Genomic DNA, 25,732 nt, shown 5'->3' with positions numbered 1-25,732 from the left:
CCGTGCAACATGGCACAATAAGCACCCTCAACCCCGATTCCGCACCGTGAGATTCGGCACAAGGTCAGCTTCTGACTTCATTTGGTAACGTAAGATTCGGCACAGAGTCGCAATTGACCCTCAAGACTCCGGCTTCAGACCCTAAAAACCGTGAGATCCGGCACAGAATCCGGGTTGCCCCCCTGGAGATCCGGCACAATAAGCCTGCCCAACACCGACAAACCGTGCGATTTGGCACAAAGAATGGGAAAGCGCCCTGCCCCGGCACATGGACCAGATGCGTAAAAACAGGCCGGGATATATGGCACAGCAAGGCAACTCCCCCCGTGAGCGCCGTTACAGATAGCCGTACAGCACGGCACAAGGAACCGGGAGATGTGTCACAAGGACTCGTAAGCTGTGGCACACAGAGACGGGAGATATGACACAGGAAGCCCACCCAAGTTGATGATATCAAAGCGAAATTGCGGCCCTGAACTATGAATCCTGAATCTATGGAATCTAACGAACGGATAAACGGGTTTGAGGATATTTGAGACAACAGGCAGAGGATGAAAAAAGCGGGAAAGGACAAAACCAGCATACGGAAAGACTGGCATTTTTGAACAAAACCGACATGATCTGCCCTGTTGAGATTGACGGCTCGATCAGCCTTCCCACATCCTTGATCCCCTGCACGCTGGCTTCCGCCGGACATCAAGGAGAGTGACAATGACGCTGCCCACCAGCGAACCAGATGGCCCGGTCAGTCTGATCGTTGTGCCACGCAGTCATGATGTCGGGGGCTTTGAAGTTCGCCGGGCATTACCAACGGTTAAGCGACGAATGGTTGGTCCCTTTATTTTCTGGGATCAGATGGGGCCTGGATATCTGCCTGCAGGCACAGGGCTGGATGTACGGCCGCATCCCCATATCGGGCTTTCTACCGTTACTTACCTGTTCGAAGGGGAAATCCTGCACCGGGACAGCCTGGGCTCTGTGCAACCAATCCGCCCTGGCGAGATTAACTGGATGACAGCCGGCAGCGGCATTGCCCATTCAGAGCGCACAGAAGCCAGCCAGCGCAGCCATGGCAACGCCCTGTCAGGTATTCAAAGCTGGGTGGCCCTGCCCCAGCGGTACGAGGAAATCGCCCCGGAATTCACGCACTATACCGCTGACAGCCTGCCGGTGATTGAAGATGGCGGCGTCTGGCTGCGTCTGATCGCCGGGGAATTATTCGGTGCCGCCTCTCCCGTGCGCACATTGTCAGAGACAGTGTATGCGGAAATCCTGCTGGTGCCCGGCGCCCGCATCGCCATTCCCGCCGCCCATGCGGAACGCGCGCTTTATCTCTCCAGCGGGGAGATTGAAATTGCGGGCGACCGCCATGCCGTCAACAGCGATGGCGGCGGCGTGTTGCTGGTTCTGCGCGAAGGGGACGAGATTGTCGTCACCGGCGTAACCGCAGCCCGTGTGCTGCTGTTCGGCGGGGAGCCTATGGATGGTCCCCGGTATATCTGGTGGAATTTCGTTTCCAGTTCCAAGGAGCGGATCGAGGATGCAAAGGCTGATTGGAAGGCCAATCGCTTCCCCAAAGTGCCGGGTGAAACCGAATTCATCCCCCTGCCGGACTGACCTGGGAGACGGAAAGCCGGGCAGATGAAGCGGCCTTATCTGCCCGGCTTTTATCAGGGCCGCTGCCCCATTGCACCTTGGATGATCAGATCAGCCAGCCTGTCATAATCGCCATCAAAATGATGGCCACCCCCGGTCACAATGGTCTGGATGCCTTTATCCTTGAGGCTTTGGCAGATCGCGTCCTTATCTTCCTCTCCCTGAAAGCATTGCACGAGACCGGGAGCGATCTGGGCCAGGGCAGGGCGGGTTGGGCGCGTCGTGCTGCTTTGATTGGTCAACCATTGACCAACCGACACCTCAAAATTAGCAACGCCCGAAAGACCAAGCAGCGAGAGCTGCACGATGCCTGCCTTATCTTCCGCCGGTAAAAGATTATAGAGCAGCGGCATCACATCGGCGCCGAAGGAGTAGCCGACAAGCAGCACCCGCTTTACACCCCACCGCGTCCGATAATGCTCAATCAGGCGGGAGAGGTCGTGGGCGCTGTCCTCCGGCGTGCGCGGCGCCCAGTAATAGCGGAGCATATCCATGCCTACCGTGGGGATGCCACGTGCCTGCAGGTTTTCCGCGATATCCTTGTCCAGATCGCGCCAGCCGCCATCGCCGGAATAGAGGATGGCCATCATATCCATGCTGGGCTGGGCGGGCAGTTCCACCAGGGGCAAGGCGGCCAACCCGTCCCCATCACCGTCGGCAGCATCCATCTGCGCTTCCAACGCCCCCTGCAGGGCCGTCCAGGCCTCGTCTGATACGGTTTCCGGGGGCTTGCCACCCAGGCGCGCCACTTCTTTTGCAGCCTGCTCCCGATCGCCCCCAGGCCCAAGCAGAACACGCACTGGCACGGGCGGGGCAGAAGGGGGGGAAGGGGGCACATTGCAAAGCGGCAGATCGGGCAGGCCCGTTGTTGGGTCTGCCACCAGTGCCCCGCCCATGGTGGCAGGGTTGGATTGGGCAGCGATGCGCAACGCCAGCGCACCACCGCCCCCCGTTCCCGTCAGTACGGGCAGAAAATAGCGGTCGGCATGCAGGCCCGCCTGGGCATGGTGGCTGATATCCTGCAGGCGCCACTGCAGATCCAGGCAGTCATCTTTGCTCTTGGCCATACGGGCCAGCGCGGTGGGCAGATCAATCCCGATTACCAGGGCACCGGCATCCCGCAGCCGATAGGCAAGATTGTCTGTGGTTCCGTTCCACCCCTGTTGGCCGGAGAAGAGGACGATGGCACCGCGAATATCATCCAGCGGACGGATCAACCGGACCGGCCCCAGCGGGCCGCCATCCACCTGCCGTTCGGCTGCCGCCCGCTTCATGATCCAGGCACTACCGCCGCAGAGCAGGCCCGCCACCAGGGCGCCGGCCAGCAGGCCGATACCAAAAGACTTCATTTGCCCACCACTCCCCGCAAACCGCCGCTGATCAGGACAGTCACATCAGCCAGGGCCAGCATCGGGTTGATGCCCCCCGACACGGCCATGTAACGCGCTTCCCAATGGGGCTGGAACTTCGCCTTGAAGGCCCGCAGGCCGCTGAAATTATAGAACCGGTCACCATGTTCATAAACGGTGCGGCCCACCCGGTGCCAGATGGTGGCGGCACTGCTGGCCGACAGGCCGGACAGGGGCGCCATGCCCAGGTTGAAGCGCTGATAGCCGGCTTCCTTGAAATGCAGGATCAGCCGCAGCAGCAGATACTCCATCGCCCCCGGCGAGGCAGCACTGGAAAAGCGCATCAGATCGACGCTGGCTTCTTCGTGCGCGTCGGTCAGCATCAGGGACGCGAAGGCGACGATCCGCCCCTCCCGCCGCAAGACGCCTACCGGCTGCAGGACGATGTAATCGGGGTCGAAGGCGCCCAGGGAGAAGCGCTTCTCCCGGACATTATGGGCCTCCATCCATTCGTTGGATATGGTTCGCAGCGTCTCCATCTCCGCCTTCACAGCCTCAACGGACAGGATCTCGAAGATGGAGCCTTCCCGTTCCGCCCGGTTCATGGCATTGCGCAGATTGGCGCGCTTGGCGCCTTTCAAGTCGAAATCGGGCAGGTAGACCTGTGCCTCCTCCCCCAGCTTGAAGGCGGTCAGACCCGCATCGGCATAAAGGGAGAGATTGGCGGGGGACACCTGATAGAAGACGGCCCGGCCACCGCTGGCCCGCGCACTTTCCACCAGCCGCCAGATCAGTTGTGGCCAGGCATCAGGGGCGCCGACGGGATCGAACAGCGCAATCCAGGACCGGCCCAGCCGTCCATACATGATGAAGGCGCGGCCATCTTCGGAGAAAAGCAGGCTCTTGTCGCCCAGCAGCGCCAGTTGGGCGCCGGTCTTCGGCTGTGCCGCGATGATGGCCCGCGCCTGTTCCAGCTCTTCCGCCGTGGCGGGGGAGGCCGGCAGGGCGACCGGGCGCAGCAGCGTCCAGGCGGCGGCGAAGCCTGCCAGCAGGGTGACGCCCAGCAGGGCACGCAGGCTGCGCGGCGCCTCTTCGGCAAATTCGAACTGCCACCACAGGCCATTGGCGTAGGCGACGTCCTTATAGACGAAGAACAGGATGGCCATGGCCGCCAGCAGCAGGGTTGCCACGGCCACCACCCAGCGTGTGGTCAAAGCCTGATGCAGCAGCGAAGCGCGGCGGGAAAACTGTGCCCGTGTCAGCAGCAGCAGGCCCAGCAGCACCGCCAGCAGCACTGTTTCCGTCAGGGCCAGCGCCTTGGCCAGGGCCAGCAGCATGGTCAGCGGGATGATGATGATGGCGGCCCACCAGGCGCCATCCATGCGGTAAACCAGCCCGCGCGCGACAATGAACAGCAGCAGCCCCATCACGCTGGACAGGAAATGCGCCCCTTCCAGCAGGGGCAGGGGCAGAACGTCGGACAGCAGCGCCAGATCAGCATCGGCAGCCGGCGTGACGCTGGAGAAAATCAGCATGGCGCTCAGCACCAGGGCCAGGGCACCCAGCACGGGTGGGGCCAGCCGTACGCCGATCTGTCCTGCCCGCGACCCGGCCAGCGCCAGTGCGGCGCGGCGCGTCTCCAGCAAGGCCACGGCCAGCCCGGCCAGCACCAGCGGCACCACATGATAGATGATGCGGTACAGCACCAGCGCGCCCAGCACCTGCTCTGTGTCCGCACGGCTGCCGATGGCGGCGAGGATCACGGTTTCGAACACGCCCAGCCCGGCGGGCACATGGCTCAAGACACCCAATCCCACGGCCACGGCATAAAGGGCGATGAAGGCGGGCAGGCCGATTTCTGTCGGCGGCAGCAGCAGCCACAGGGCCGTGCCGGCTGCCACGATATCCACCAGGGCCGCGGCCATCTGGCCCAGCAGTAGGCGGGGGCGCGGCAGTTCCACCGCCCATTGTCCCAGCCGCAAGCGCCGGCGGCGGCGGGCCAACAGCAGCAGCCCGCCCAACAGGGCCAGGACCAGGGCGCCGATCGCCTGGGCCAGCAAGCCGGGCAGCCCCAGCCCCACCACATCCCCGGTGACCAGCAAGGCCAACCCGGTGCAGGCGGCCAGCCCCAGCCCGAACGTAGCGGTGACAAAGGCGACGATGCGCGCCACCTCCTCCGGCTCCAGCCCATGGGGGGTATAGAAGCGATAGCGGATCGCACCCGCCGTCAGCGGACCAAAGCCCACCGTATTGCCCACGGCATAGGCGCAGAAGGAGGTGAGCGCGGTGACCGGGTAGGGCACCCGGCGTCCCACCCAGGCCAGGGCCGCGCGATCATAAAAGCCAAGGGCCAGGAAACTGATGGCAGTGGCGGCCAAGGCGCCGGCGATGGTCCAGGGCGACGTGCCGCGCAAGGCATCCATCATCTCCGGATAGGAGATTTCCTGCGCCAGATGGGTGATGGCCACCCAGGCCAGGGCCGCCACCACCAGAACGGCCAACCCGCCCAGCCCGGCCCTTAGCCGGCGGGGCCCGGAGGCCGGTTGTAGGGCTTCAATACCGGAACGCATGGACGTGAAGTCTCCCAGCGCAAAGATGGAAAGCGGCAAGCGGCCCATCTCTGGTCCTACCCTTGACCGAATTCAATCATCTTTCCGGCCAGGGTGCGAGCCTGCGACAATTCATGATGCAACGCCCGACAGGCGTGGCATGCTTCAGGACGGACATAGCAACGGGAGACGGATACCGTGCCGGAAGGTCAGCAGCGCCCCAACAATCTGGATGCGTTCTGGATGCCGTTCACCGCGAACCGACAGTTCAAGCAGGCGCCGCGCCTGCTGGTGTCGGCCAGCGGCATGTATTACCGCAGCGATGACGGGCGGGAGATACTGGACGGGACGGCGGGTCTCTGGTGTGTGAATGCCGGCCATTGCCGGCCGGAGATTGTTGCCGCCATCCAGGCCCAGGCGGCGCAGATGGATTATGCGCCCACCTTCCAGATGGGCCACCCGGTGGCGTTCGAATTCGCCTCCCGTCTGGTGCAGCTTCTGCCTGATGGGATGGACCATGTGTTCTTCACCAATTCCGGGTCGGAATCGGTGGATACGGCGCTGAAGGTGGCGCTGGCCTATCACCGCGCCCGGGGTGAAGGGCAGCGCACCCGCTTCATCGGACGTGAGCGGGGGTACCATGGCGTCGGCTTCGGCGGCATCTCCGTCGGCGGGATCGTCACCAACCGCAAGGTGTTCGGCACTATGCTGCCGGGCGTCGATCATCTGCCCCACACCTATGATCGCACCCATCAGGCCTTTACCCGTGGGCAGCCGGACTGGGGTGCCCATCTGGCGGACGAGTTGGAACGTATCGTCGCCCTGCATGATGCCAGTACCGTTGCCGGCGTAATCGTGGAGCCGGTGGCCTGTTCCACCGGCGTGCTGGTCCCGCCCAAAGGCTATCTGGAGAAGCTGCGTGCCATCTGTGACCGCCATGGCCTGCTGCTGATCTTCGATGAAGTGATCACCGGCTTTGGCCGTCTGGGCACGCCCTTTGCCACGGATTATTTCGGCGTGGTGCCGGATATCATCACCTCTGCCAAGGGGCTGACCAATGCCACCGTGCCGATGGGCGCTGTCTTCTTCCAGAAGGCCATCTACGACGCCTTCATGAACGGCCCGGAGCATGTGATCGAGCTGTTCCACGGCTACACCTATTCCGGCCATCCGCTGGCCGCTGCCGCCGGGCTGGCGACGCTGGATGTCTATCAACAGGAAGGGCTGCTGACCCGGGCGGGCGATCTGGCGGGATATTGGGAAGTGGCCATGCACTCCCTGCGCGATGCGCGCCATGTGATTGATATCCGCAATCTGGGCCTGATCGGTGCGATTGAGCTGGAACCGCTTTCCGGTCAGCCGACCAAGCGTGCCTTCAGCACTTTCCTGAAATGTTTTGAACAGGGTGTGTTGATCCGCACCACGGGCGACACCATCGCCCTGTCCCCGCCGCTGATTGTGGAAAAGGCCCAGATCGACCAGATCGTGGACACGATCCGCGCGGCATTGGCGCAGGTGGAGTAGGGCAGGGCGAGATCGGGTAGCCCCCCACCGTCACCCCGGCGAAGGCCGGGGTCCAGAATCACGGGCTCTTTGCTCTATGAAACTGGGCCCCGGCCTTCGCCGGGGTGACGGAATTAAGAAATATGCCTGTTCCCATTAAAACCAGCAAAATCTAGCGTAGTGCCGCAGAGGGTGTGTGACGTCACACAGGGGGTGTCACGTCACCGCCTCCACCTGCTGGAAGCGGGCTTCGCGCCAGCGACCGGTTTGCAGGATCGTCGTCAATATCTCTACCGCGTCCCAGATATCCACGTAGCGCAGATAGAGCGGGGAGAAGCCGAAGCGCAGCGTGTCGGGCGCGCGGAAATCGCCGATCACCCCGGCCTCGATCAGCGCTTTCATCACCGGATAGCCCTGTGGGTGCTGCAGGGCGACATGGCCGCCGCGTTCGCCGGCATCGGTGGGGCTGCCCAGGGTGAAGCCATGGTCGGGGCAGCGTTCTTCCACCAAGCCCAGGAACAGCGCGCCAAGCGCCTGTGATTTGGCGCGGGCCTGATGCGGGTCGGTGGCGCAGGCCAGCGCGATCCCGGCTTCGGCGGCCAGCAGCGACAGGATGGGCTGGGTACCGGTCATCATGCGGGCGATGCCGTCCGCCGGGCGGAAATCCCGGTCAAAAGCGAAGGGGGCGGCATGGCTCCACCAGCCGGACAGGGGCTGGGCCATGGCGGCATGATGGCGGCGGGCGGCGAACAGAAAGGCGGGGCTGCCCGGCCCGCCATTGAGATATTTATAGGTGCAGCCAACGGCGAAATCGGCCTCGGCCCTGTTCAGATCCACAGGGATGGCGCCGGCGCTGTGGCACAGATCCCAGACCGTTAGCGCGCCCATGGCATGGGCGGCGGCGGTAAGGCCCTGCATGTCCAGGATATGGGCCGTCTTGTAATGCACATGGGTCAGGGCCAGCACGGCGACATCGGGGGTGATGGCGGCGGCGATTTCCCCTTTCTCGACAAAGCGGATCTGATAGCCCCGGTCCAGCCAGCCGGCCAGGCCCTGGACGATGTAATTATTGGTGGGGAAGTTGCTGCCTTCCATCAGGATGGTGCGCCGGTCCGGGCGCAGGGCCAGGGCAGCCGCCACGGCTTTGAACAGGTTCAGCCCCGTGGCATCGGTCACCACCATTTCATCCGGTTCAGCGCCCAGCAGACCTGCCAGTTGGGCGCCCAGCCGCCGCGGTGCCTCGTACCAGCCGGCACTGTTCCAACTGCGGATCAGGCCCTGGCCCCATTCCTGCGTGGCTGCCTGCGCGACCCTTTCGGCTGCGGCGCGGGGCAGGGGCCCAAGGGAATTGCCATTCAGATAGATCACCCCCTCCGGCAGGGCGAAGGCATCCCGCAGCGGGGCCAAAGGATCGTCGCGGTCCAGGTCTGCTGCCTGCTGCCGGGTGATCATGGGGTCTCTCCCTCTTGTCCGATGGCGATAACCAACCGTGCCAATGGCCTGTGCGTCAAGCTGCTTGGTGAAGCGGGTGGGCTGGTGGATAGTGGCGCCGTTGCTTCCAGCCGGATGATCGCCATGACCAATTATGCCTTCCCGCCCCCGCCCGTGCCTGCCCTGCAGGTGGAGGGAAGTGACGCGCTGTTTCCCGTGGGCCGCATCTTCTGTGTCGGTCGCAATTATGATTCCCACGCGCGGGAGATGGGGCAGGCCAATCGGGAACCGCCCTTCTTCTTCATGAAGCCGCCCAATGCCCTTGTGCCGGGCGGCGGCAAGGTTGCCTATCCACCGCTGACGGCCGATCTGCATCATGAGGTGGAACTGGTTGTCGCCATCGGGGAGGGCGGGGGCATCTTCGGCTATGGCGTGGGTCTGGACCTGACGCGGCGTGACCTGCAGGGCGCCGCGAAGAAGGAGGGCAAGCCCTGGGACATGGGCAAGGGCTTTGATGGGGCAGCCCCTGTTTCCGCCCTGCGGCCGGCATCACAGGTGCCGCGTGTCGATCAGGGGGCCATCACCCTGTCCATCAATGGCACGGAACGCCAGCGGGGCGATCTGGCGGAGATGATCTGGACCGTGCCGGAAATCATCCAGGAATTGGGCCGTTACATGCCGCTGGCGCCGGGTGACCTGATTTTCACCGGCACCCCGGCGGGTGTCTCTGCCCTGGCCGTGGGCGACCGGCTGGAAGGTTTTGTGGAGGGGGTGGGCACCCTGGTGGTGGAGATCACAACGCCCTAATTGTCGCACTTCATGCGGTGGGGGCACGGTTGCCATCCAGACATTATGGATGTTTATCCCGTACATGTTCCATACATTGCGGGCTGTGATTATCCATACATGAATGAGGCCTCCCCCATGGAACGCAAACTTTCGGACTTTGCCGATACACCGATGGGGTTGGGCGCGCGCGGGCTGTGCCCCGCCTGCGGCGAGGGGCACATCTTCAACGGCTATCTGCGGCTGGCCAAGCAATGCAATGTCTGCGGCCTGGATTTCAGCTTCGCCGATCCGGCGGATGGCCCGGCTTTCTTCACCATGTCCATTGTCAGCATTCCGCTGGTCTGCTTCGCGATCTGGCTGGAAATGGCCTATCAGGCGCCGCTCTGGGTGCATCTGCTGACGACGCTGCCGCTGTCAGTCGTCTCTTGCCTGGGCTTGCTGCGGCCGCTGAAGGGCTGGCTGGTCTGTTCCCAATATATGAATAAGGCGGAACAGGCCCGGCTGGACACGGAAGAAAATGCAGACAATCAATCCATACAATCCGCCGGGACCGTGAAAGGGACAGGCAATGCCGAGTGAGGCCGGCTGGACCCCCGCTGGCCGGCTGGGGCAGGGGCCGCTCTACCGGGCGATTGCCGATGCCATTGCCAGCGACATTGCCAATGGCCTGTTGCGACCGGGGGACCGGCTGCCGACCCATCGCGCGCTGGCCCAAGCGTTGGGCGTGGATCTGACCACGGTGACGCGCGCTTATGGGGAGGCGCGGGAACGCGGGTTGATTGATGCGGCGGTGGGCCGTGGCACCTTCATCCGCGATCTGGGGCCAGCCCCGGTGGCCAGTTTGCGTCCGGTGGAACTTGACCTGTCCATGAACCTGCCGCCCCAGCCCCCGGCGGCCTCCATCCAGGCCCGGCTGGCCCGGACCCTGGCGGCGGTGACGCAGCGGCCGGACCTGTCGCGCCTGTTGAATTACCAGCCCATTGGCGGCGCGCCGGTGGACCGGGCGGCGGGGGCTGCCTGGCTGGCTCCGCTGCTGCCAGGCTTGCAGGCGGATCGGGTGTTGCTGGTCGGGGGCGCGCAGGCCGGGCTGGCTGCCCTGTTGACGCTGCTGGTGCCCGCTGGCCGCCGTCTGTTGACCGGCTGTTTCACCTATCCCGGCCTGCGGGCCGCCGCCGATGCGCTGGGTATCGCGATTGAAGGCGTGGAGATGGATGGGGAGGGCGTATGCCCCGAGGCGCTGGATCGCGCCTGTGCCGGGGGCGGGGCCGCCGTGCTGTACCTGTCCCCCACTATCCAGAACCCCACCACCCGCACGGCGGGGCTGGAACGGCGCATGGCGCTGCTGGCTGTGGCGCGGCGCCATGGGCTTTGCATCATCGAGGATGATGCCTATGGGCGGCTGCCGCCTGTGCCGGTGCCACCCCTGGCGCACCTTGCGCCTGATCTGGTCTGGTATGTGGCGACGCTGGCCAAGGGGCTGACGCCCGGCCTTCGGTTGGCCTATCTGGTGGCCCCTGATGCCGCCCGTGCCCAGCAGGCCCGTACCGCCTTGCGGGCCGTGGCGCAGATGGCGCCGCCGCTTTCCGTAGCGGTGGCGACGGCCTGGATACAGGATGGCACCGCAGAAACGATCCTGACGGCCATCCGGGCGGAAACCATGGTCCGCCAGGAACTGGCCGCGACGATCCTGCCCGCCGGCAGTTACGAGGCGAACCCCGCCGGCCACCATGTGTGGCTGCGCCTGCCGCCGGGGCAGGGGGCGACGGATTTTGTCGAGCAGGCCCGCCGCACCGGGCTGGGGCTGGTGGCCGGCAGCGCCTTTACCGTCGGCCAGCCGGTGGGGGAGCATGTGCGCATTGCCCTGGGGGCTGCCCCTGACCGGCAGCAACTGACCCTGGCGCTGGAGCGGATCGCCGACCTGCTGGCCTATGGCCCCGCCCCGGTCCAGGAGATCGTCTGATCCTAATCCGCCGAATGATTGACCCTTGGTCAACCCTTCGACGGCCTCAGGCGCCGGCACCAACTCCGTTGGTTTGGCTAACGCGGCACGAGCCGCGCGGCGGCAGTCGCCGCCGATACCAACCCGCCATGAGTCAAACTCAAGGCGGGTTGGTATGACCCGCCGCCCCTTCGCCCCGGTCAATGCCGGATGGGACGGAAGCGCAGGCAGAGCATCATCATCACCACCACGCCAACCCCCATCGCCATCCAGGCTTGGGTCAGGTCGGCGAAATGGTCGCGCAGATATCCGGCCAGCAGCGGCACCAGACTGGCCAGCAGATAGCCGCCGCCCTGCACGAGGGAGAGCAGCGCGCCGGCATCAGCCGGCCGCTCCGCCTGATCCATCGCCAGGATCATGGACAGGGGAAACAAAGACCCGATGCCCAGGCCCAGGGCGATGCAGGCAGGCACGGCCAAGGCTTCCGGCGCCAGGATCAGGCAGCCCAGACCCGCCAGCAGCAGGCTTAGAACCAGCAGCAGCGGCCCGCGCCGGTCCGGGAAGCGGCCGATAAGGGCGGATACCAGCAGCCCGGCCACCACCTCCGTCACCGTCAGGCCTGCCATCAGGAAGCCGGCATCCGCCCGCTCCCAGCCCAGGCCGGTATAGAAGGGCGGCAACCAGGCCAGCATCAGGGTGAAAGCCCCCGTGCCCAGGCCGAAAAAGGCCAGCAATTCCCATGTCCGGCGCCGCTGCAGCCAGTTGATGGGCGGTGCGGCGGCGGTGCTCTGGGTCCGGCGGGCCGCCGGTTCCGTCACCAGCCAGATCAACAGGGCCACACAGGCCGGTATGGCCCAGAATCCCAGCGCGCCGTCCCAGCCCAGCCAGTTGCTGAGCCCGGCGGCACTGGCGGCGGCGATGGCTGCCCCGCCCATGATCCCGGTGGTGTAGAGCCCCAGCATCCGCCCGGATTGCGCGCCATAGCGCCGCTTGATCACGGTGGGCAGCAGGGCCTGGACCAGGGAAATGCCGATACCGGCCAGCACCGCGCTGGCCAGCAGCCCGGCCCCGCCAGCCGGCAGCAGGCGGGACAGGCAAGCCAGCGCAATCAGCGCCATACCGGCGGCAACGCCCCGCCTTTCACCCAGATGGCGCTGCAGCCAGCCGCCGGCCAGCGCCCCCAGCCCCATCGCAATGACGGGCAGAACGGTCAGCAGGCTGGCGCTGGTATTGGAAAGGCCGGTCGATTTCTGGATCAGGTCCAGCAGCGGGCCGATGCTGGCCAGGGCCGGACGGAGATTGAGCGCCAAGAGCAACAGCCCGGCCAAGCCAAGTGCAAAGCCATGCGTCTCCGCCCGCCTGCCGGTGTCGGCGTGGCTAATGGTGGACATGGTAAACGATTCCCTTATCGTCGGCGGGGTCGTTCGCCCGCCTGTTGGGCGCTTTTTATCTTACCAGTAAGAAACTTGGGGCCGGGATATGACGGGGGCAGCTATGCGGGATCGCGCGGGCATGGTGGCGGAACAATGGCGACGGGAGCGGCCCGACATCGACCCTTTCCCCATGGTACTGGTGGGCCGGATTGTGGAAGCGGCACATCTGATCGTGCGGGATCGGCTGACGCCTTTCTTTGCTGGCCATGGGTTGCAATATGGGGAATTTGACGTGCTGGCCACGCTGCGCCGCGCCGGCGCCCCTTACCGGCTGACCCCGACGGCCCTGGCCGACACGGCGATGATCTCTTCTGGTGGGATGACGGGCCGTCTGGACCGGCTGGAAAAAGCCGGGTTGATTGAACGCCAGCCCCATCCAGCGGACCGCCGCGGCGTGATGGTGTGCCTGACGCCTGCCGGTCTGGCCTTGATGGAAAAGATACTGGAACCGCATGTCGCCAATGAAAAGGCCTTGCTGTCCCCCCTGGAAGGGGAGGAACAGGCAACCCTGGAGCGGCTGCTGGCCAAGCTGCTGGCCGGCTGGCAGACGACGGAGGCGACCTGAAGCAAGGCGCATGAGGGAGATTTGCCGCCTCGCGCCCATCCTGCTATCAGCAGTTTCCAGACCCTGATGACAAGGAAGAAGCGGCACGATGCGGCAGCGTGAGGAAGAGGCGGCAGCGCTGGTCCAGGCGGGGCGCTATCGTGCGGCGCGGCGCCTTTTGCTGGCTGATGGGGGATCGCCAGGGACGGTGCACGGCCTGACGCTTCTGGGACAGGCGCTGGTCGGGCTGCATGAGCATGAAGCCGCCCGCCAGCACCTGCAGGCGGCCCTGGCCCTTGACCCCACGGACAAGGGCGCCCGCTTCACCCTGGCCCGCGCGTTGAACGGGTTGGGGCTGGCCCATGCGGCGGTGCCGCTGCTGCGCGAACTGGCGGTGTCGGACCCCAGCCCATCGGTGTGGGAGGCGCTGGCATCGGCCCTGCGCCGCGATGCGCAATATGCCGAGGCGGTGGCCCTGGTTGATCAGGTGGCAGGCGAAGGCAACAGCCTGACCGATGAGTTGCGCTATCAGCGGGCCTTGTCCCTGCATGCGCTGGGGGCGGCAGCGGAGGCGCTGGCCGAATGTGACCGGCTGTTGGCGGTCGATCCCGGCCATGCGGCGGGATGGTTCCTGTCCCATGCCTGCGCGCTTGGCCCCGAAGGGCTGGATGCCGCAGAAACCCGGCTGCGCCGGGCCACCGCCTGCATTGGCGCCAACCGCAAATATCAGGGCTTCCTGGCCGCCTATGCGCTGTTGACCGGACGGCCTGTCCCCGATGCCGGCGCCGATAGCCCGGTGGCGGCGGGGGCAGCGGCCCTGCTGCCACATCTGGCCCCTGATTGCCGGCTTTTCGCGGTCAGTGCCGATATCCTGCGCTTTGCCCTGTCCCAGGCGGTGGTGCCGGGGCTGGTGCTGGAATTTGGCGTGCGACGTGGCACCTCCCTGCGCCATATCGCGGCGGTGGCCGGGCAGCCTGTCCATGGGTTCGATAGTTTTGAAGGGCTGCCCGAAGGCTGGGGGAATGAGCCGGCGGGCACCTTCAGCACCGGGCTGGACCTGCCCGCCATGCCGGATAATGTGTCCCTGCATCCAGGCTGGTTCGACCAGACGCTGCCCGCCTTCATGGCCGCCCAGGCCGGGCCGGTGCGCTTTGTGAATGTGGATTGCGACATCTACAGTTCCACCGTCACGGTGCTGGCCGGGCTGGCACCCTATATCGGGCCGGGGACCGTGCTGGTCTTTGACGAATTCATCGGCAACCGGACCTGGGCTGAGCATGAATTCAAGGCGTTCCATGAATTTGCCGCTGCGCAGGGGCTGGCCTGGCGCTATATCGCCGTCAGCCCGTTTACGGGGCAGGTGGCACTGATGATCGAGGGGAAGGGGCCATGAGCCGCGCACCGGTTTTGCTGTTCGCCTGCCAGGGGGTGGACCAGGCGGCGTGGCTGGCAGCCCTGCACCGGGCCGATCCGGGTTTGGACATAAGGGTCTGGCCGTCGGTCGGCGATCCGGCGGAAATCGACTATGCCCTGCTGTGGAAACAGCCGCCCGGCCTTCTGGATGGGATGGTGGGGCTGAAGGCCATCTTCTCCATGGGGGCGGGGGTGGATAATGTCCTGCTGGATGCCAGCCTGCCCGCCCATATCCCGCTGGTGCGGATGGTGGACCCGTCGCTGGTCGCCGGCATGGTGGAATTTGTCGTGATGCAGGTGCTGCATTACCACCGCTCCATGCCGGCCTATCGGGCGCAACAGGAAGTGCTGCACTGGCAGATGCTGCCCCAAAGTCTGGCGTCGGAACGTCGCGTCGGCCTGCTGGGCCTGGGGGAACTGGGGGCCGCATCGGCCCGCGCGCTCAGCGGTTTCGGTTTCGATGTGCTGGGGTGGAGCCGGGGGCCGAAGACGCTGCCGGGTGTGCGCTGCTTCCAGGGGGCGGACGGGCTGCGCGATATGCTGGCCCAGACCGATATCCTGGTCTGCCTGCTGCCGCTGACCCCGGATACGCGCGGCATCCTGAACCGGGAGACCCTGTCCCACCTGCCGCACGGCGCTTATCTGATCAATGCCGCCCGTGGCGCCCATCTGGTGGAGGCGGATTTGCTGCCCCTGCTGGAGGAGGGGCGGCTGGCGGCGGCGACGCTGGATGTGTTCGCGGTAGAGCCTTTACCCGCCGATCACCCGTTCTGGACCCATCCTTTCATCACCATCCTGCCCCATGCCGCAGCCCAAACCCTGCCGCAGACGGCGGCCCCCATCATCACCGCCAATATCGCCCGCCACCGTGCCGGCCAGGGGCTGGCGCATGTGGTGGACCGGGGGCGGGGATATTAGAGGGCTTAGCTGAACCCGATTGACAGGATGAACAGCACGAACAGCAGGCTGGTGATAGAGGTGACGACCAGCAGCGCAAAGGTCCGCCACAGGGCAGAACCGAAAGACAATCTGTAAGTGCCCTTCAGGTGGAAGAACATATGGACCGGGGGCACCAACAGCAGCCATTCCCCCAGGTCGTTCAGCCATCCCTCGTCATCACCAGCGTTTAACAGCAGCGATATGGTGATGAACAGCAGTGACATGAAGGAAAGTGAGTAGAGCGAGAAGATTGCGTGGTCATACAGGGCCACGTCCCGCCGCCAGAAGAACAGAAGCCACAGGAACGGCAGCGAGATCGGGATCAGCATCCAGGAGAATTTATAGGCCGTATTCTGCAGCTTATAGAGCAGCAGATCCGGATTTTTCAGCTTCGCCCTGATCTTGGCCTCCAGGGATTCGTTGCCGATATTGATCGCGTCATCATTCTGCGCCAGATTTTCCAGCGCCCTGGCAACGGCACTGTTCACCTCTCCCGCGGCGGTGCCAATGTCCCCCTTCAGGGCCCCTGTTGTTTCGGCAATCGTCGTGTCGAAGGTCTGCAAGGCGGTCTCCGCCTTGGTCAAATCCTGCTGCGCTTGGTCGCGTTGTTGGGTTTGGGCGCTGGTGTCGGCCCCCGTTGCCGCCTTTGCTGCCAGTGCGCTTTCTGCCTGATCCAGAAGGGTGCGGGCTTCCTCCACCTGCTGCACAAGACCGGCGCGTACCCCGTCCGGGTTCAGCGTGGTTGGCGCCGCCACCTTGGCTCCACCCCCCATCATGGAAAAGACCATGAACATCAAGAAGGCGGTGAACAGGAACAAGGCCAGCGGCGAGACATAGCGCACGCGATGGCCATGGATATAATCATGCGTCAGCTTGCCCGGCCGGAAGGCCAGCAGGGGCAGCGTGCGCCACGCCTTGGTGTCGAAATGCAGGATGCCGTGGAAAAATTCCTCCACGATATGCAGCATGGACCGGTGCAGATGGCCCACCTGCCCGCAGGCATGGCAATAGGGCCCTTTCAGGACCGTGCCGCAATTGGCGCAGGCCCCATGGGCATGACCATGCGCGCCATCCGGCTCCACCACAGACGCCACCAACCCGGCCGTCGTCACTGCGCCGACCGCTTCGATCTCACTGCTCATCCCCAGCCCCGAAGCCCCATTATCCCCTGGGTGAAAAGTGCCGCTTTCCCAGGGGCGGATCAAGCGCCGCGAGGGGGCGACCGCTTGGCGCTGCGGATACGCAATTTTCCGTCCCAGAATGGCCAAAATGGCGTGATCTACTGCCATATCCCGTGGAGATCGCATGAAAATTTTCCGCCAAGGGGACTATGCTTAGCCCTCATTCCTCGCCGCTTGCCAAGGAAAGCTTAAGCGACCATGTCCTTCTTCGCCCCCCTGCCGCAGCAGCCCGCCGATGCCCTTCTGGCCCTGATCGGGCTGTATCGTGACGATCCGCGCGCCCATAAGCTGGATCTGGGCGTTGGCGTCTACCGCGACGAGGCAGGGCGCACACCCGTGATGGCGGCTTTGAAACAGGCGGAAAAGCGCCTGTGGGAAAGCCAGGACAGCAAATCCTATCTGGGGCCGGAGGGCAATGCCGCCTTCACCCGCCATATGCGCGCGCTGGCCTTTGGCGCGGGTGACTTTGGTGGCCGGATCACCGGCGTACAGACACCGGGCGGCACGGGTGCGCTGCGTCTGGCGGCGGAATTGCTGGCGGCGGCCAAGCCGGGCGCGCGCGTCTTTGTCGGCACCCCGACATGGCCCAACCATCCGCCCCTCCTGGCCGCTGCTCGGCTGACGACACAGACCTACACCCATTTCGATGTCGCCACGCAGCGCCTGTGTTTTGATGAGATGATGGCGGCCCTTGGCACGGCGCAAGCAGGCGACGTGGCGCTGCTGCACGGGTGCTGCCACAACCCGACCGGGGCCGATCTGGATGGCGATCAATGGGCGGCCCTGGCCGACCTGCTGGCCGACCGCGGGATCGTGCCGCTGCTGGATCTGGCCTATCAGGGGCTGGGCCATGGCATGGATGCCGATGCCGCCGGTGTGCGGCTGGTGCTGGATAAGGTGCCGGAAGCGCTGATCGCCTATTCCTGCGACAAGAATTTCGGCGTCTATCGGGAACGTGTGGGCGCCCTGTTCGCCCTGACGGCGAAGGCCGCCGACGCCGATCGGGTCAATTCCAACCTTCTGTCCCTGGCCCGTGCCAACTGGTCCATGCCGCCCGACCATGGCGCGGCGGCCATTGCCCTGCTGATGGAAGACCCGGATCTGGTGGTGCAATGGCGCACTGAACTGGACGGGATGCGGGACCGGCTGCGGGCCGTGCGCGACACGCTGGCCGCCCATGGCGGGGCCCTGGCCCATGTGGCGGAACAGAACGGCATGTTCTCCCAGTTGCCGCTGTCGCCACCGGTCATCGCCCGGCTGCGGGCCGAGCATGGGATTTACATGGCCGGATCGGGCCGCATCAATATTGCCGGCCTGACGGTGGAAACGGCGGGCCGCTTTGCCCAGGCGATTGCTGCCTGTGTTTAAGCCGAAAAAATCCAGGGGCGGGTGAACAGCCCGCCCCTGGCCCGTCCCTTACGGTGCGCGGGGATCGTGCCCGCCGGCTGGCACGGTCAGCGGCACGGGGAAGGCGGCGACCACCGCTTCCCAGGAAACCAGCTTGAAATTGGTCGCCCCCGGTTCGCCTGACATGTTGTTCAGATCGTCATTATAGCCGTCCTGCACAATCAGCAGCCCTTGCGGGTATCCTGGCAGGGGGAAGGAGACCAGTTCGGCCCCGTCGCATTCCTGCACCGCATCAATGCCGTTGGCGGCCTTGATGCGGAAGCTGCCCAGATAGCGGTTGTCGCCGTCGCGCTCAAATACCGCGAACGTGTCGTGCAGCCCGTCCGGGTCGGGGGATTGGCTGTCGCCATGGGCATCGCCCTGGCTGGAGGCGATCAGATAGCCTTTGCCATTGGCCCCGCGATAGAGCGCCAACCCCTCCACATCACGCACAATGCGGCTTTCCGGGTTGTTGAACGGGCTTTTGGCCGATCCGCGCGTCTCATAGAAGGGCTTGTCGTCGGCCTTGCCGCTGGCGAGGTCAATGCGCCAGAGGCCGACATCCTCCTGCCCGGCGAACAGCAGGGCACGGTCGCCATCCACCACCAGCCCTTCGAACTGGGATTGCCAGTCCAGCGCCGGATCATCGTCATTCTCTACCGTCAGATCCTGGCCGCGATGGCTGTAGGGGAAATCCCAGTGCCGCACGCGCTCATGGCTGACGGTGCCATCTTCGCGCACCACCAGCCGCTGCTGGGCCAGCCGCGCCTCCTTGCGCTGGGCGATGATGGCATGGACCTGCCCGCCCGCCTTGTCGTGCCAAAGCGTCAGTCCATAGGCGCTGTGCTGGTCAGCCACGGGGTTGGCAACCTCGCTGGACCCGTCGGCAGCGCGGCGGGTGGGGAAGACCTGCGGCTGGTCGGCGGCGGTGATATCGGTCAGCGGTGTGGCGGCATCGCCATCAATGCGCCAGACGCGCAGCCCGTCGCGGCCCCGGTCGCTGGCAACAGCCACATCCATCAAGGTGCCGTCGGGACGGCGCAGCCCATAGGCAACATCGACATTATTGTACCGGCCATCGCTCACGGCATCGATACGCTGCACCAGCTTGCCGGCCAGGTCATAGACACGCAGGCCCGCCCCCTTGCCCGTGGCGATGATCAGGCTGCGCGCGGGATCGGTCGGGTGCAGCCAGACAGACGGGTCATCGGCATCGCCTTCCGCACCGCCATCGGGCAGGCCGGGCGCGGTTTCCGCCGCGGGCGCCACTTCCGCGATGGTGGGGCCGGTGGGGGAAGCCGCTGCCTGCGTGGTCTCGGTGGTGGTGGCCGGTTCCTTGGAGCAGGCGCTGGCCAGCAGGGCCAGGGCCACCAGGGTAGCTTGATACAGCTTTTTCATTTCTGCCTCTCTCCCGTGACGGGTAACGGCCAAGCCACCGGAACCTTGGGAGGAGGGGGGAGTGCAGACCCCGCCGGCTGGACCGGTGGGTCTGCTATCATAAGTTCCGCGACAGTTTTATGACGAGCGCTTGTCCGCGAAGGGGGCCGGGCGCAGCTTGATGATATGGTCGGCGTCGGCACTGGTGCCATCGGGCTTGTTGCCGAGATAATAGGCTTTCTGCCATTTCGCAGCGCGTGCCGGTGATCCGGGGACGGCCAGATCGGCATTGAAGCGGTTGCGCCCGGCAGACCAGGCCTGATATTCGGCCAGCAATTCCGGTTCTTCCGACAGGGTGCGGATTTCCGGTTCCACGCCGGGCACCAGTGCGCGCTGGACGGGGAAGAAGGCGCAGAACGGCTCCCCTTTTTCAAACCGTACGGTCCGGTTGGGGGCGGTGAATTTCCAGTTCATGGTGAAGCTGTAGGGGGCCCAATCCGTTTCCACCACCCCGGCCAGGGCGGCAATACCATCCTTGGGCCTGTTCATCGGTCCCTGAGCCAGCAGGCTCCATCCCGGCTCCGTGCGGAATACGGCTTCGATATGGAAGGTCAGGATGCCGGACCCGAAATGGGAGATGGCCGGTGGCCGGTCCCCTTCATCCAGGGTGACGGTGATGGCATCTGGTCCGGGGCCGCCATTCCAATGCGCGCTGAAGCCGGTGGGGCACAGCAATTCCCAGCCATGGGCATTGGCGATGTTCAGCGGCAGGCAGCGATAGGCATAGGCGTCCGGCGTGGCATCCATCCAGTCGCGCGTGGCCGGTGCCGGCCGGATCAGGGGCGGCGGGTCATAGAGCGCGTAGCAGATCAGCTTCATGGATTCTGGCTGCCCTTTCCCCTTCGGGCTTCTTGGCGTTCCGCTATTCCCGTCCGGGGGTCAGGCGCGCATCGGCAACAGTGCGTTGATGTCCAGTCCCGGCTGGTCGGCGATCTGCATCAGCAACTCATCCACCTCCCGCTCGGCAGTACCGGCGAAACGGTCGAACAATGTCTCCAGCACCAGAACCTGGAACCGCTCCCGCCCGCATCCGCCTGACACGTAATCGCTGTCCAGGGCAACCTGTTGCGCGGCGCGGAAGGGGGAAAGCAGGGCCGGGGGGATGGTGGCAGCGTCCATCAGGCAATGCAAGCCCAGGATGCCATCATCCCAGGCCAGGATGGCGGCGGCCTGCGGGGTGATGTTGGCCCGTGCCGCCATCCCGGCCACGAACAATTCCAGATCGCCAGCGCATAAGGCGCGGAACAGTACCTGCGGTGTCAAACGCCCCTGCCGGCGCAGGTGTTTGGCCACCATCTCCGCATCCTGGCGGGAAAGCAGCAGTGGCTGCAGCAGGCGCAGCGTCGCCGCTTCCCGCCCGCCCTGGGCCAGCCGTTGGGCCAGTGCGGGCTCAATCCCATGGTCGCGGATCAATTGTTCGCGCACATCTTCCGACACCAGCGCAATCATGCGCTCCACGATCGACAAGGTGATGTCTGGCCGGGCAGCGATACTGTCGGCAATGTTGCGGAACTGGCCAAACCGCTCGGCTGCCCGACCCAGCGTGGCCGCCTTCACCGCCGCGCCGCGATTGCGCAGCAGGTGCATGACGGTGACCACATTGCCGGTCTCCACCAGGGCGGCGGATACGGCGGCGGATACGGTGCGGCGACCGGCAATGGCAAGCTGCTTCTGCGAGTCGCGCTCGGCCACCACTTCCAGCAGCAACTGTTCGGGCAGCCATTCCACATATTTCAGGATGGGCACCGCCACCTGTGCGACGTCACGCACCAGCCGTTCGGCCATGTCGGCGGTCAATACCGGGCTGTTATGGATCTGCCAGGCCACGGCGGCCCGCACTTCCATCTCCGCATCCGATGCGAAGGCGTGCAGCACCTCCAGCGCCAGCCGCTGTTCCGTGGTGGTCAGGCTGCCTTCTTCCATCTCCGTGACCAGCTTGGCCATGGTGCCGATGCGGGATTCAGCACCGGGCTGGCGCAGCAGGCGATCAACATCGCTGCTGGTCAGGCGCGCACGGATGATGGGACGGGGCGGTGCCTCAACGTCGCCTGGCGCGGGGGGCATGGTGGCGGGGTCAGTCTTGGCCGCGGCTGTCATAGCGGACCACATCGCCCCACATCCGCTCCAGCCGGCGCAGCATGCGATAGGTGGTTTCCAGGTCGGCGGCATCTGCCGGCCCCCGCAGAAGCTGGGTGGCATGCCGGTCTTCCAGCTTGCCGATCTGGGTGCAGAGCCATTGGCCCTTTTCCGACAAACGCAGCCGGGCTGCGCGGCGGTCGCGCTGCGAGGCCGCGCGGTCAACATAGCCCTGTTCGACCAGATGCTTCAGATTATAGCTGGCGTTGGAACCAAGATAATAGCCGCGCTCCATCAGATCGCGGACGGACAATTCATCCTCCCCGATATTCAGCAGCATCAGCACCTGCATCGGGCTGATATCATCCACCCCGACCCGGCCCAGTTCCACCCGCACCACATCATGCAGGCGGCGTTGCATATGGTCGATGACGCGCGCGATATCACGGTAAAGTGCCACTTCGCTGGTCACCGCCTGGTTGCCGGCGCCGTCGCCGGTCCCGGCCGTCCGCTCGGCCAGACGGGGTAATCTGATCATCGTCCCAAATCCTTCTTCGCCGGCCTTCATTCGCGACCCCTTCTGGTCCTGCATTCTTGACCTCATTCTTGCGGTCCAGCCGGCGGCACATCCCGACACGAGGCTACCTTAACCCGGAACCGGGTTTCTGCAAGGATATCTGATGTTCAGAGAGACACCCCGCATCCGGGATATTCCGAAAGGATAATGGCCGGGATGGGACCATCCTTTGCCGCAGCCATGGCGGGTGGGCGGATCAGATATCGGCGCCCACATCCAGGTAATCGGCGAACACATGGTCCATGACGCGGGCCGGGTTGGCGCAGCCGGCTTCGCCCACCACCTTGGCCGGAACGCCGGCGACGGTGACGCAGGGCGGCACATCACGCAGGACAACGGAGCCGGCAGCGATGCGCGCGCAATCCCCGATGCGGATATTGCCCAGCACCTTGGCATTGGCCCCCAGCAGCACGCCGGACCCGATCTTGGGATGGCGGTCGCCATGTTCCTTGCCATTGCCGCCCAGATTGACCCCGTGCAGCATGGAGACATTATCGCCGACCACGGCCGTCTCCCCCACCACCACGCCGGTGGCATGGTCGATCATGACCCCGCGCCCGAAGCGGGCGGCGGGGTGGATATCGACCCCGAAGACCACCGAAGACCGGCTCTGCAGGTAATAGGCGATGTCGCGGCGGCCCTGCTGCCACAGGCGATGGGCCATGCGATGGGTTTCCAGCGCCTGGAAGCCCTTGAAATACAGGACCGGTTCAATATGCCGGCTGCAAGCCGGATCGCGATCAAGCACGGCGGCGATATCGGCGCGGAAGACCTGCCCCAGTTCCGGTTCCGCATCCAGGGCGGCGGTGAAAGCCTGGACCAGCAATTCGCCCGGCATGTCGGTATGGGCCAGACGGGTGGCGATCCGGTGGATCACCGCCAGTTCCAGGGATGGCTGGTTCAGGATGGCGCCATAAAACAGGCTGGCCATCAAAGGCTCATCGGCCACGGCCCGGCTCGCCTCTTCCCGCAAGGAGGCCCAGATCGGATCGACATGCGGCACCGGTGTCGGGCTGTAGGTCGCGCGGATGGACATGCGTAAATGGCCTCGGGTCGGGGGCAGCGGTATTAAGGGGCTATTTGATCATCGTCGCGCCCGCGTGCAAGCGCTATTGCCCCGGATGCTGCACATGGGTGCCATGGGCGTGGATGGCGGAACGCATCGCTCGACCATTCCGCGCGGCTTCGGCATGATCGCGGTAACCGACGGGCGGATAAAGGGAATGGGGACATGAGCGGGGAAAGCGTGACGGAAAATGGCTGCCCGGTGGAGCCGGTGGTGCGGACCATTGCCATGCCGGCGGATACCAATCCGTCAGGCGATATTTTCGGCGGCTGGCTGATGGCGCAGATGGACTTGGCCGCCGGCAATGCCGCCGCCCGGCGCGCCCAGGGCCGCTGCGCCACCATCGCCGTGGATGGCATGGTGTTCCACCGTCCCGTGCTGGTGGGGGATGAGGTCAGCCTTTATGCCGACATCATCCAGGTTGGCCGCACCTCCATGAAAATCCATGTCGATGCCTGGCGCCGCGCCCGCCATGGGGAGCAGCGCTTCAAGGTGACGGAAGCCCTGTTCACCTTTGTCGCCATTGATGAGAATGGCCGCCCCCGCCCGGTGCCGCCGGCGGAGGGCTGATCAGGGCGCCGGTGCCGCCGCCTTCTCCCCCCGCAGCCACGCCAGGGAGCGGCGGAGATGGTCGGCGGCCTGGGCGCTTTCATCCTCCAGCACCAGCCATTCCACCTGCCCGGCAGCGGCCAGCAGGGTCGGCCAGTCGATGGAGCCTTCGCCCACGGGCATGAAATCGCCCTTGTCCGCCTGCCCATTTTCGCTGCGGGCCGCACCGGCGCGCAGGTCCTTCAGGTGCAGCATGCGGATACGGTCAGGGTAGCGCTGGAGCAGGGCCACCGGGTCGGCGCCAGCCTTGGCCACCCAGAAGGCATCCATCTCCACACTCACGCAGGCCGGATCGGTTCCGGCCATCAGCCGGTCGAACAGGGTGCCGTCCGGGCCTTGGGCCAGTTCATACCCATGGATATGGTACATCAGCCCCAGCCCGGCCTCCCGCAGGGCGGGACAGGCGGCATTGTAAAGGGCGGCCACCCGGTCAATATCGGCGGCATCCGGGGCCGATTTCCCTGCCGGGCGTATCCAGGCGACCCCGATATAGCCAACGCCCAGGGTCTTTGCCCGCTCGATGGTGGCCGGCAGGGCGGTCAGTTCCAGATCGCTCAGGGCGATATGCGTCCCGATGGCGGTCAGTCCCGCTTCATCCAGCGCCTTGCGCAGATCGGTGGCAGACCGGTTGGGTAGGGGATAAAGCTCCACCCGGTTGAGCCCCATGCCCTTGATGGTTGCCAGCGTGGCCGGCAGGTCGCGGGTCACCCCTTGGTGCAGGCTGTAAAGCTGGACGGCCAGCTTTTCCTCGGCTACCGGGCGGGCGGCGTGGGCCGCCAGCGGAGAGAGGGCCGAGAGCAGCAGGGCGATAAGCGACAGACGCAGCGACATTCCCATTCTCCCGTTCACTGCGCGACGATCCGCGGCAGGCTGCGGATCGGGGACAGCGTGATATTGCGGAAATAGGTGTCCGCCCCTTCTGATTGAAGCTGGATATGCCCCTGCGTCAAGGGTTGTGGCTTGCCATCCGGGCCATCGGCGCGGGTCAGGTTCCAGACCTCCATCACCGGCACGCCGTTGACGACATGGATCGCCCGGTCACCCAGCACATAGAGATCCAGCACATTCCATTCCCCCACCGGCTTTTCCGCGTCCGTGGCGGCTTCCACATTCCAGGCCGGCTGTTCCACGCTCACTTCCCGCCCCTGGGGCATGAAGCGGCGCATGGGATAGATGATGGTGGGGTCATAACCGGCCTTGGTCTTGATCCCGACATGGGTGCCCACCGGCACCACCATGCCGACCGACCCCAGCATGATCTCGAACTCCACCGCCGCCATCCAGCTTCCGAACACGGCGCCGGGCGCACCGTGGGAATGGTAGAGCAGGCCGTTATTATGCGGCAGGTTCGCGCGCGGCGGGTGCCGGTTGCGGCCCCATTTATATTCCAGCCGCAGATGGTAATCGCCATAGGTGCCCTGGTGGACGATGCCGCCCCAGGTGGTGCCGGTGATGAAAAGGGCCGGGGCCCCATCCTCCGTCACGACGGAGAAAACGCCGAACCGGTCCTGGTTCAGCCCATAGGTGGGGGCATCGGTTTTCTTGAAGGTCAGCGCCGGATCTTCATAGCCCAGCCATGTATCCCAGCCCGCCAGATCGCGGCCATTGAACAGGCTGACCGCCGGTCCCGCCGGGGCTGGAATATCGGTGAGGGTGAGTTTCGGGGCCACGAAAGGCGGATCGCCCTTGATGGCGGCGGCCTGTGCCGCATCCATCGGTTCCGTCTGGGCCAGGGCAGCCGGGCTGGCCATAAGGCAAGCCAGGGCCAGGGTTGCGAGCATCCGTCCCATCATTCCATTCCTCCCGCCGCGGCGTTGAATTTGACAACGCTGTCATTGCTTAGGGAGTTTTGTAC

At 65.1% G+C, this 25,732-nt stretch carries 22 protein-coding genes; 10 read left to right on the top strand and 12 right to left on the bottom strand.

Annotated elements, in window-relative coordinates; all coding sequences use genetic code 11:
• Window positions 1-711: 711 nt before the first annotated feature.
• Window positions 712-1,617 carry a pirin family protein gene (locus G473_RS0107555; RefSeq protein ID WP_029012605.1) on the top strand — a complete coding sequence of 302 codons (906 nt, stop codon included), beginning with the start codon at window positions 712-714 and terminating at the stop codon, window positions 1,615-1,617.
• A 53-nt stretch (window positions 1,618-1,670) separates the two neighbouring features.
• Here G473_RS0107555 and G473_RS25640 read toward each other — a convergent pair whose 3' ends face one another.
• A complete protein-coding gene (locus G473_RS25640; RefSeq protein ID WP_051329994.1) occupies window positions 1,671-3,005 on the bottom strand; it encodes a virulence factor family protein in 1,335 nt (444 codons plus the stop codon).
• Window positions 3,002-5,575: a bifunctional lysylphosphatidylglycerol flippase/synthetase MprF gene (gene mprF / locus G473_RS0107545; RefSeq protein WP_035706168.1), complete on the bottom strand. Its 2,574-nt coding sequence runs from the start codon at window positions 5,573-5,575 to the stop codon at window positions 3,002-3,004. Before mprF ends, G473_RS25640 begins: the two co-directional genes overlap by 4 nt.
• Before the next feature lie 177 nt (window positions 5,576-5,752).
• On the opposite strand from mprF, the gene aptA reads away from it, so the two are divergent.
• Complete coding sequence (aptA, locus tag G473_RS0107540; protein ID WP_029012603.1) at window positions 5,753-7,078, top strand: omega-aminotransferase AptA; 1,326 nt, start codon at window positions 5,753-5,755, stop codon at window positions 7,076-7,078.
• A 195-nt stretch (window positions 7,079-7,273) separates the two neighbouring features.
• On the opposite strand, the gene kynU is transcribed toward aptA, so the two are convergent.
• On the bottom strand, window positions 7,274-8,509 hold the full coding sequence (gene kynU, locus G473_RS0107535) for a kynureninase (protein ID WP_029012602.1): 1,236 nt from the start codon (window positions 8,507-8,509) through the stop codon (window positions 7,274-7,276).
• A 123-nt stretch (window positions 8,510-8,632) separates the two neighbouring features.
• Here kynU and G473_RS0107530 point away from each other — a divergent pair, with 123 nt between their 5' ends.
• From G473_RS0107530 to G473_RS0107520, 3 genes are all read left to right on the top strand, one after another.
• A complete protein-coding gene (locus G473_RS0107530) occupies window positions 8,633-9,295 on the top strand; it encodes a fumarylacetoacetate hydrolase family protein (RefSeq protein ID WP_029012601.1) in 663 nt (220 codons plus the stop codon).
• Window positions 9,296-9,412: 117 nt separating this feature from the next.
• A complete protein-coding gene (locus tag G473_RS25635) occupies window positions 9,413-9,856 on the top strand; it encodes a DUF983 domain-containing protein (protein WP_051330066.1) in 444 nt (147 codons plus the stop codon).
• Entirely contained in the window at window positions 9,846-11,237 is a 1,392-nt protein-coding gene (locus G473_RS0107520) for an aminotransferase-like domain-containing protein (protein ID WP_029012600.1), read from the top strand. Before G473_RS25635 ends, G473_RS0107520 begins: the two co-directional genes overlap by 11 nt.
• 179 nt (window positions 11,238-11,416) lie before the next feature.
• On the opposite strand, the gene G473_RS0107515 is transcribed toward G473_RS0107520, so the two are convergent.
• Window positions 11,417-12,607, bottom strand: coding sequence for an MFS transporter (locus tag G473_RS0107515; protein ID WP_051329993.1), 1,191 nt, complete (start codon window positions 12,605-12,607; stop codon window positions 11,417-11,419).
• Between the two features lie 103 nt (window positions 12,608-12,710).
• Here G473_RS0107515 and G473_RS0107510 point away from each other — a divergent pair, with 103 nt between their 5' ends.
• From G473_RS0107510 to G473_RS0107500, 3 genes are all read left to right on the top strand, one after another.
• Window positions 12,711-13,214, top strand: coding sequence for a MarR family winged helix-turn-helix transcriptional regulator (locus G473_RS0107510; RefSeq protein WP_029012598.1), 504 nt, complete (start codon window positions 12,711-12,713; stop codon window positions 13,212-13,214).
• 88 nt (window positions 13,215-13,302) lie between these two features.
• Window positions 13,303-14,586, top strand: a complete 1,284-nt coding sequence (locus G473_RS0107505; RefSeq protein ID WP_029012597.1) for a class I SAM-dependent methyltransferase — start codon at window positions 13,303-13,305, stop codon at window positions 14,584-14,586.
• Window positions 14,583-15,524 carry a 2-hydroxyacid dehydrogenase gene (locus tag G473_RS0107500; protein WP_051329992.1) on the top strand — a complete coding sequence of 314 codons (942 nt, stop codon included), beginning with the start codon at window positions 14,583-14,585 and terminating at the stop codon, window positions 15,522-15,524. The genes G473_RS0107505 and G473_RS0107500 overlap by 4 nt, the downstream gene beginning before the upstream one ends.
• A 5-nt stretch (window positions 15,525-15,529) precedes the next feature.
• Here the strand turns inward: G473_RS0107500 and G473_RS0107495 are convergent, their stop codons facing one another.
• Window positions 15,530-16,687 (bottom strand): DUF3667 domain-containing protein, encoded by a 1,158-nt coding sequence (locus G473_RS0107495; RefSeq protein ID WP_029012595.1) that lies wholly within the window; start codon window positions 16,685-16,687, stop codon window positions 15,530-15,532.
• Window positions 16,688-16,924: 237 nt separating this feature from the next.
• Here G473_RS0107495 and G473_RS0107490 point away from each other — a divergent pair, with 237 nt between their 5' ends.
• Window positions 16,925-18,094: an amino acid aminotransferase gene (locus G473_RS0107490; RefSeq protein ID WP_029012594.1), complete on the top strand. Its 1,170-nt coding sequence runs from the start codon at window positions 16,925-16,927 to the stop codon at window positions 18,092-18,094.
• Between the two features lie 48 nt (window positions 18,095-18,142).
• Here the strand turns inward: G473_RS0107490 and G473_RS25630 are convergent, their stop codons facing one another.
• The 5 genes from G473_RS25630 to cysE all read right to left on the bottom strand — a co-directional run bounded on the left by G473_RS25630 (window position 18,143) and on the right by cysE (window position 23,238).
• A complete protein-coding gene (locus G473_RS25630) occupies window positions 18,143-19,510 on the bottom strand; it encodes a phytase (RefSeq protein WP_051329991.1) in 1,368 nt (455 codons plus the stop codon).
• Window positions 19,511-19,627: 117 nt separating this feature from the next.
• Entirely contained in the window at window positions 19,628-20,368 is a 741-nt protein-coding gene (locus tag G473_RS0107480) for a DUF6065 family protein (protein ID WP_029012593.1), read from the bottom strand.
• Between the two features lie 60 nt (window positions 20,369-20,428).
• Window positions 20,429-21,613: a DUF2336 domain-containing protein gene (locus tag G473_RS0107475; RefSeq protein ID WP_029012592.1), complete on the bottom strand. Its 1,185-nt coding sequence runs from the start codon at window positions 21,611-21,613 to the stop codon at window positions 20,429-20,431.
• 10 nt (window positions 21,614-21,623) lie between these two features.
• On the bottom strand, window positions 21,624-22,163 hold the full coding sequence (locus G473_RS25625) for a MarR family transcriptional regulator (protein ID WP_084437815.1): 540 nt from the start codon (window positions 22,161-22,163) through the stop codon (window positions 21,624-21,626).
• A gap of 235 nt (window positions 22,164-22,398) precedes the next feature.
• Window positions 22,399-23,238 carry a serine O-acetyltransferase gene (cysE, locus tag G473_RS0107465; protein ID WP_029012591.1) on the bottom strand — a complete coding sequence of 280 codons (840 nt, stop codon included), beginning with the start codon at window positions 23,236-23,238 and terminating at the stop codon, window positions 22,399-22,401.
• A gap of 195 nt (window positions 23,239-23,433) precedes the next feature.
• Here cysE and G473_RS0107455 point away from each other — a divergent pair, with 195 nt between their 5' ends.
• A complete protein-coding gene (locus G473_RS0107455; RefSeq protein WP_035705994.1) occupies window positions 23,434-23,838 on the top strand; it encodes an acyl-CoA thioesterase in 405 nt (134 codons plus the stop codon).
• Here G473_RS0107455 and G473_RS25620 read toward each other — a convergent pair whose 3' ends face one another.
• Together G473_RS25620 and G473_RS0107445 are read right to left on the bottom strand one after the other, a co-directional pair.
• Window positions 23,839-24,708: a sugar phosphate isomerase/epimerase family protein gene (locus G473_RS25620; protein ID WP_051329990.1), complete on the bottom strand. Its 870-nt coding sequence runs from the start codon at window positions 24,706-24,708 to the stop codon at window positions 23,839-23,841.
• A 14-nt stretch (window positions 24,709-24,722) separates the two neighbouring features.
• Window positions 24,723-25,670, bottom strand: coding sequence for a 3-keto-disaccharide hydrolase (locus tag G473_RS0107445; protein ID WP_029012588.1), 948 nt, complete (start codon window positions 25,668-25,670; stop codon window positions 24,723-24,725).
• Between the last annotated feature and the right edge of the window lie 62 nt (window positions 25,671-25,732).

The sequence above is a fragment of the Niveispirillum irakense DSM 11586 genome, assembly GCF_000429645.1.
In the GTDB taxonomy this organism is placed as follows: Bacteria; Pseudomonadota; Alphaproteobacteria; order Azospirillales; family Azospirillaceae; genus Niveispirillum; species Niveispirillum irakense.
Note: the sequence above shows the minus strand (reverse complement) of the source record. Positions and strands in the feature narration are given on the sequence as shown.

Excerpts from the sequence above, each read along its gene's own strand:
- G473_RS25635 (WP_051330066.1), top strand. The coding sequence starts at position 9,413 with ATGGAACGCAAACTTTCGGACTTTGCCGATACACCGATGGGGTTGGGC.
- G473_RS0107455 (WP_035705994.1), top strand. The coding sequence starts at position 23,434 with ATGAGCGGGGAAAGCGTGACGGAAAATGGCTGCCCGGTGGAGCCGGTG.
- cysE (WP_029012591.1), bottom strand. The coding sequence starts at position 23,238 with ATGTCCATCCGCGCGACCTACAGCCCGACACCGGTGCCGCATGTCGAT.
- G473_RS25620 (WP_051329990.1), bottom strand. The coding sequence starts at position 24,708 with ATGTCGCTGCGTCTGTCGCTTATCGCCCTGCTGCTCTCGGCCCTCTCT.
- G473_RS0107500 (WP_051329992.1), top strand. The coding sequence starts at position 14,583 with ATGAGCCGCGCACCGGTTTTGCTGTTCGCCTGCCAGGGGGTGGACCAG.
- G473_RS0107495 (WP_029012595.1), bottom strand. The coding sequence starts at position 16,687 with ATGAGCAGTGAGATCGAAGCGGTCGGCGCAGTGACGACGGCCGGGTTG.
- G473_RS0107555 (WP_029012605.1), top strand. The coding sequence starts at position 712 with ATGACGCTGCCCACCAGCGAACCAGATGGCCCGGTCAGTCTGATCGTT.
- G473_RS0107490 (WP_029012594.1), top strand. The coding sequence starts at position 16,925 with ATGTCCTTCTTCGCCCCCCTGCCGCAGCAGCCCGCCGATGCCCTTCTG.
- kynU (WP_029012602.1), bottom strand. The coding sequence starts at position 8,509 with ATGATCACCCGGCAGCAGGCAGCAGACCTGGACCGCGACGATCCTTTG.
- G473_RS0107475 (WP_029012592.1), bottom strand. The coding sequence starts at position 21,613 with ATGCCCCCCGCGCCAGGCGACGTTGAGGCACCGCCCCGTCCCATCATC.
- G473_RS0107515 (WP_051329993.1), bottom strand. The coding sequence starts at position 12,607 with ATGTCCACCATTAGCCACGCCGACACCGGCAGGCGGGCGGAGACGCAT.
- G473_RS25630 (WP_051329991.1), bottom strand. The coding sequence starts at position 19,510 with ATGAAAAAGCTGTATCAAGCTACCCTGGTGGCCCTGGCCCTGCTGGCC.
- G473_RS0107505 (WP_029012597.1), top strand. The coding sequence starts at position 13,303 with ATGCGGCAGCGTGAGGAAGAGGCGGCAGCGCTGGTCCAGGCGGGGCGC.
- G473_RS0107530 (WP_029012601.1), top strand. The coding sequence starts at position 8,633 with ATGACCAATTATGCCTTCCCGCCCCCGCCCGTGCCTGCCCTGCAGGTG.
- mprF (WP_035706168.1), bottom strand. The coding sequence starts at position 5,575 with ATGCGTTCCGGTATTGAAGCCCTACAACCGGCCTCCGGGCCCCGCCGG.
- G473_RS0107445 (WP_029012588.1), bottom strand. The coding sequence starts at position 25,670 with ATGATGGGACGGATGCTCGCAACCCTGGCCCTGGCTTGCCTTATGGCC.
- G473_RS0107520 (WP_029012600.1), top strand. The coding sequence starts at position 9,846 with ATGCCGAGTGAGGCCGGCTGGACCCCCGCTGGCCGGCTGGGGCAGGGG.
- G473_RS0107480 (WP_029012593.1), bottom strand. The coding sequence starts at position 20,368 with ATGAAGCTGATCTGCTACGCGCTCTATGACCCGCCGCCCCTGATCCGG.
- G473_RS25640 (WP_051329994.1), bottom strand. The coding sequence starts at position 3,005 with ATGAAGTCTTTTGGTATCGGCCTGCTGGCCGGCGCCCTGGTGGCGGGC.
- G473_RS0107510 (WP_029012598.1), top strand. The coding sequence starts at position 12,711 with ATGCGGGATCGCGCGGGCATGGTGGCGGAACAATGGCGACGGGAGCGG.
- G473_RS25625 (WP_084437815.1), bottom strand. The coding sequence starts at position 22,163 with ATGATCAGATTACCCCGTCTGGCCGAGCGGACGGCCGGGACCGGCGAC.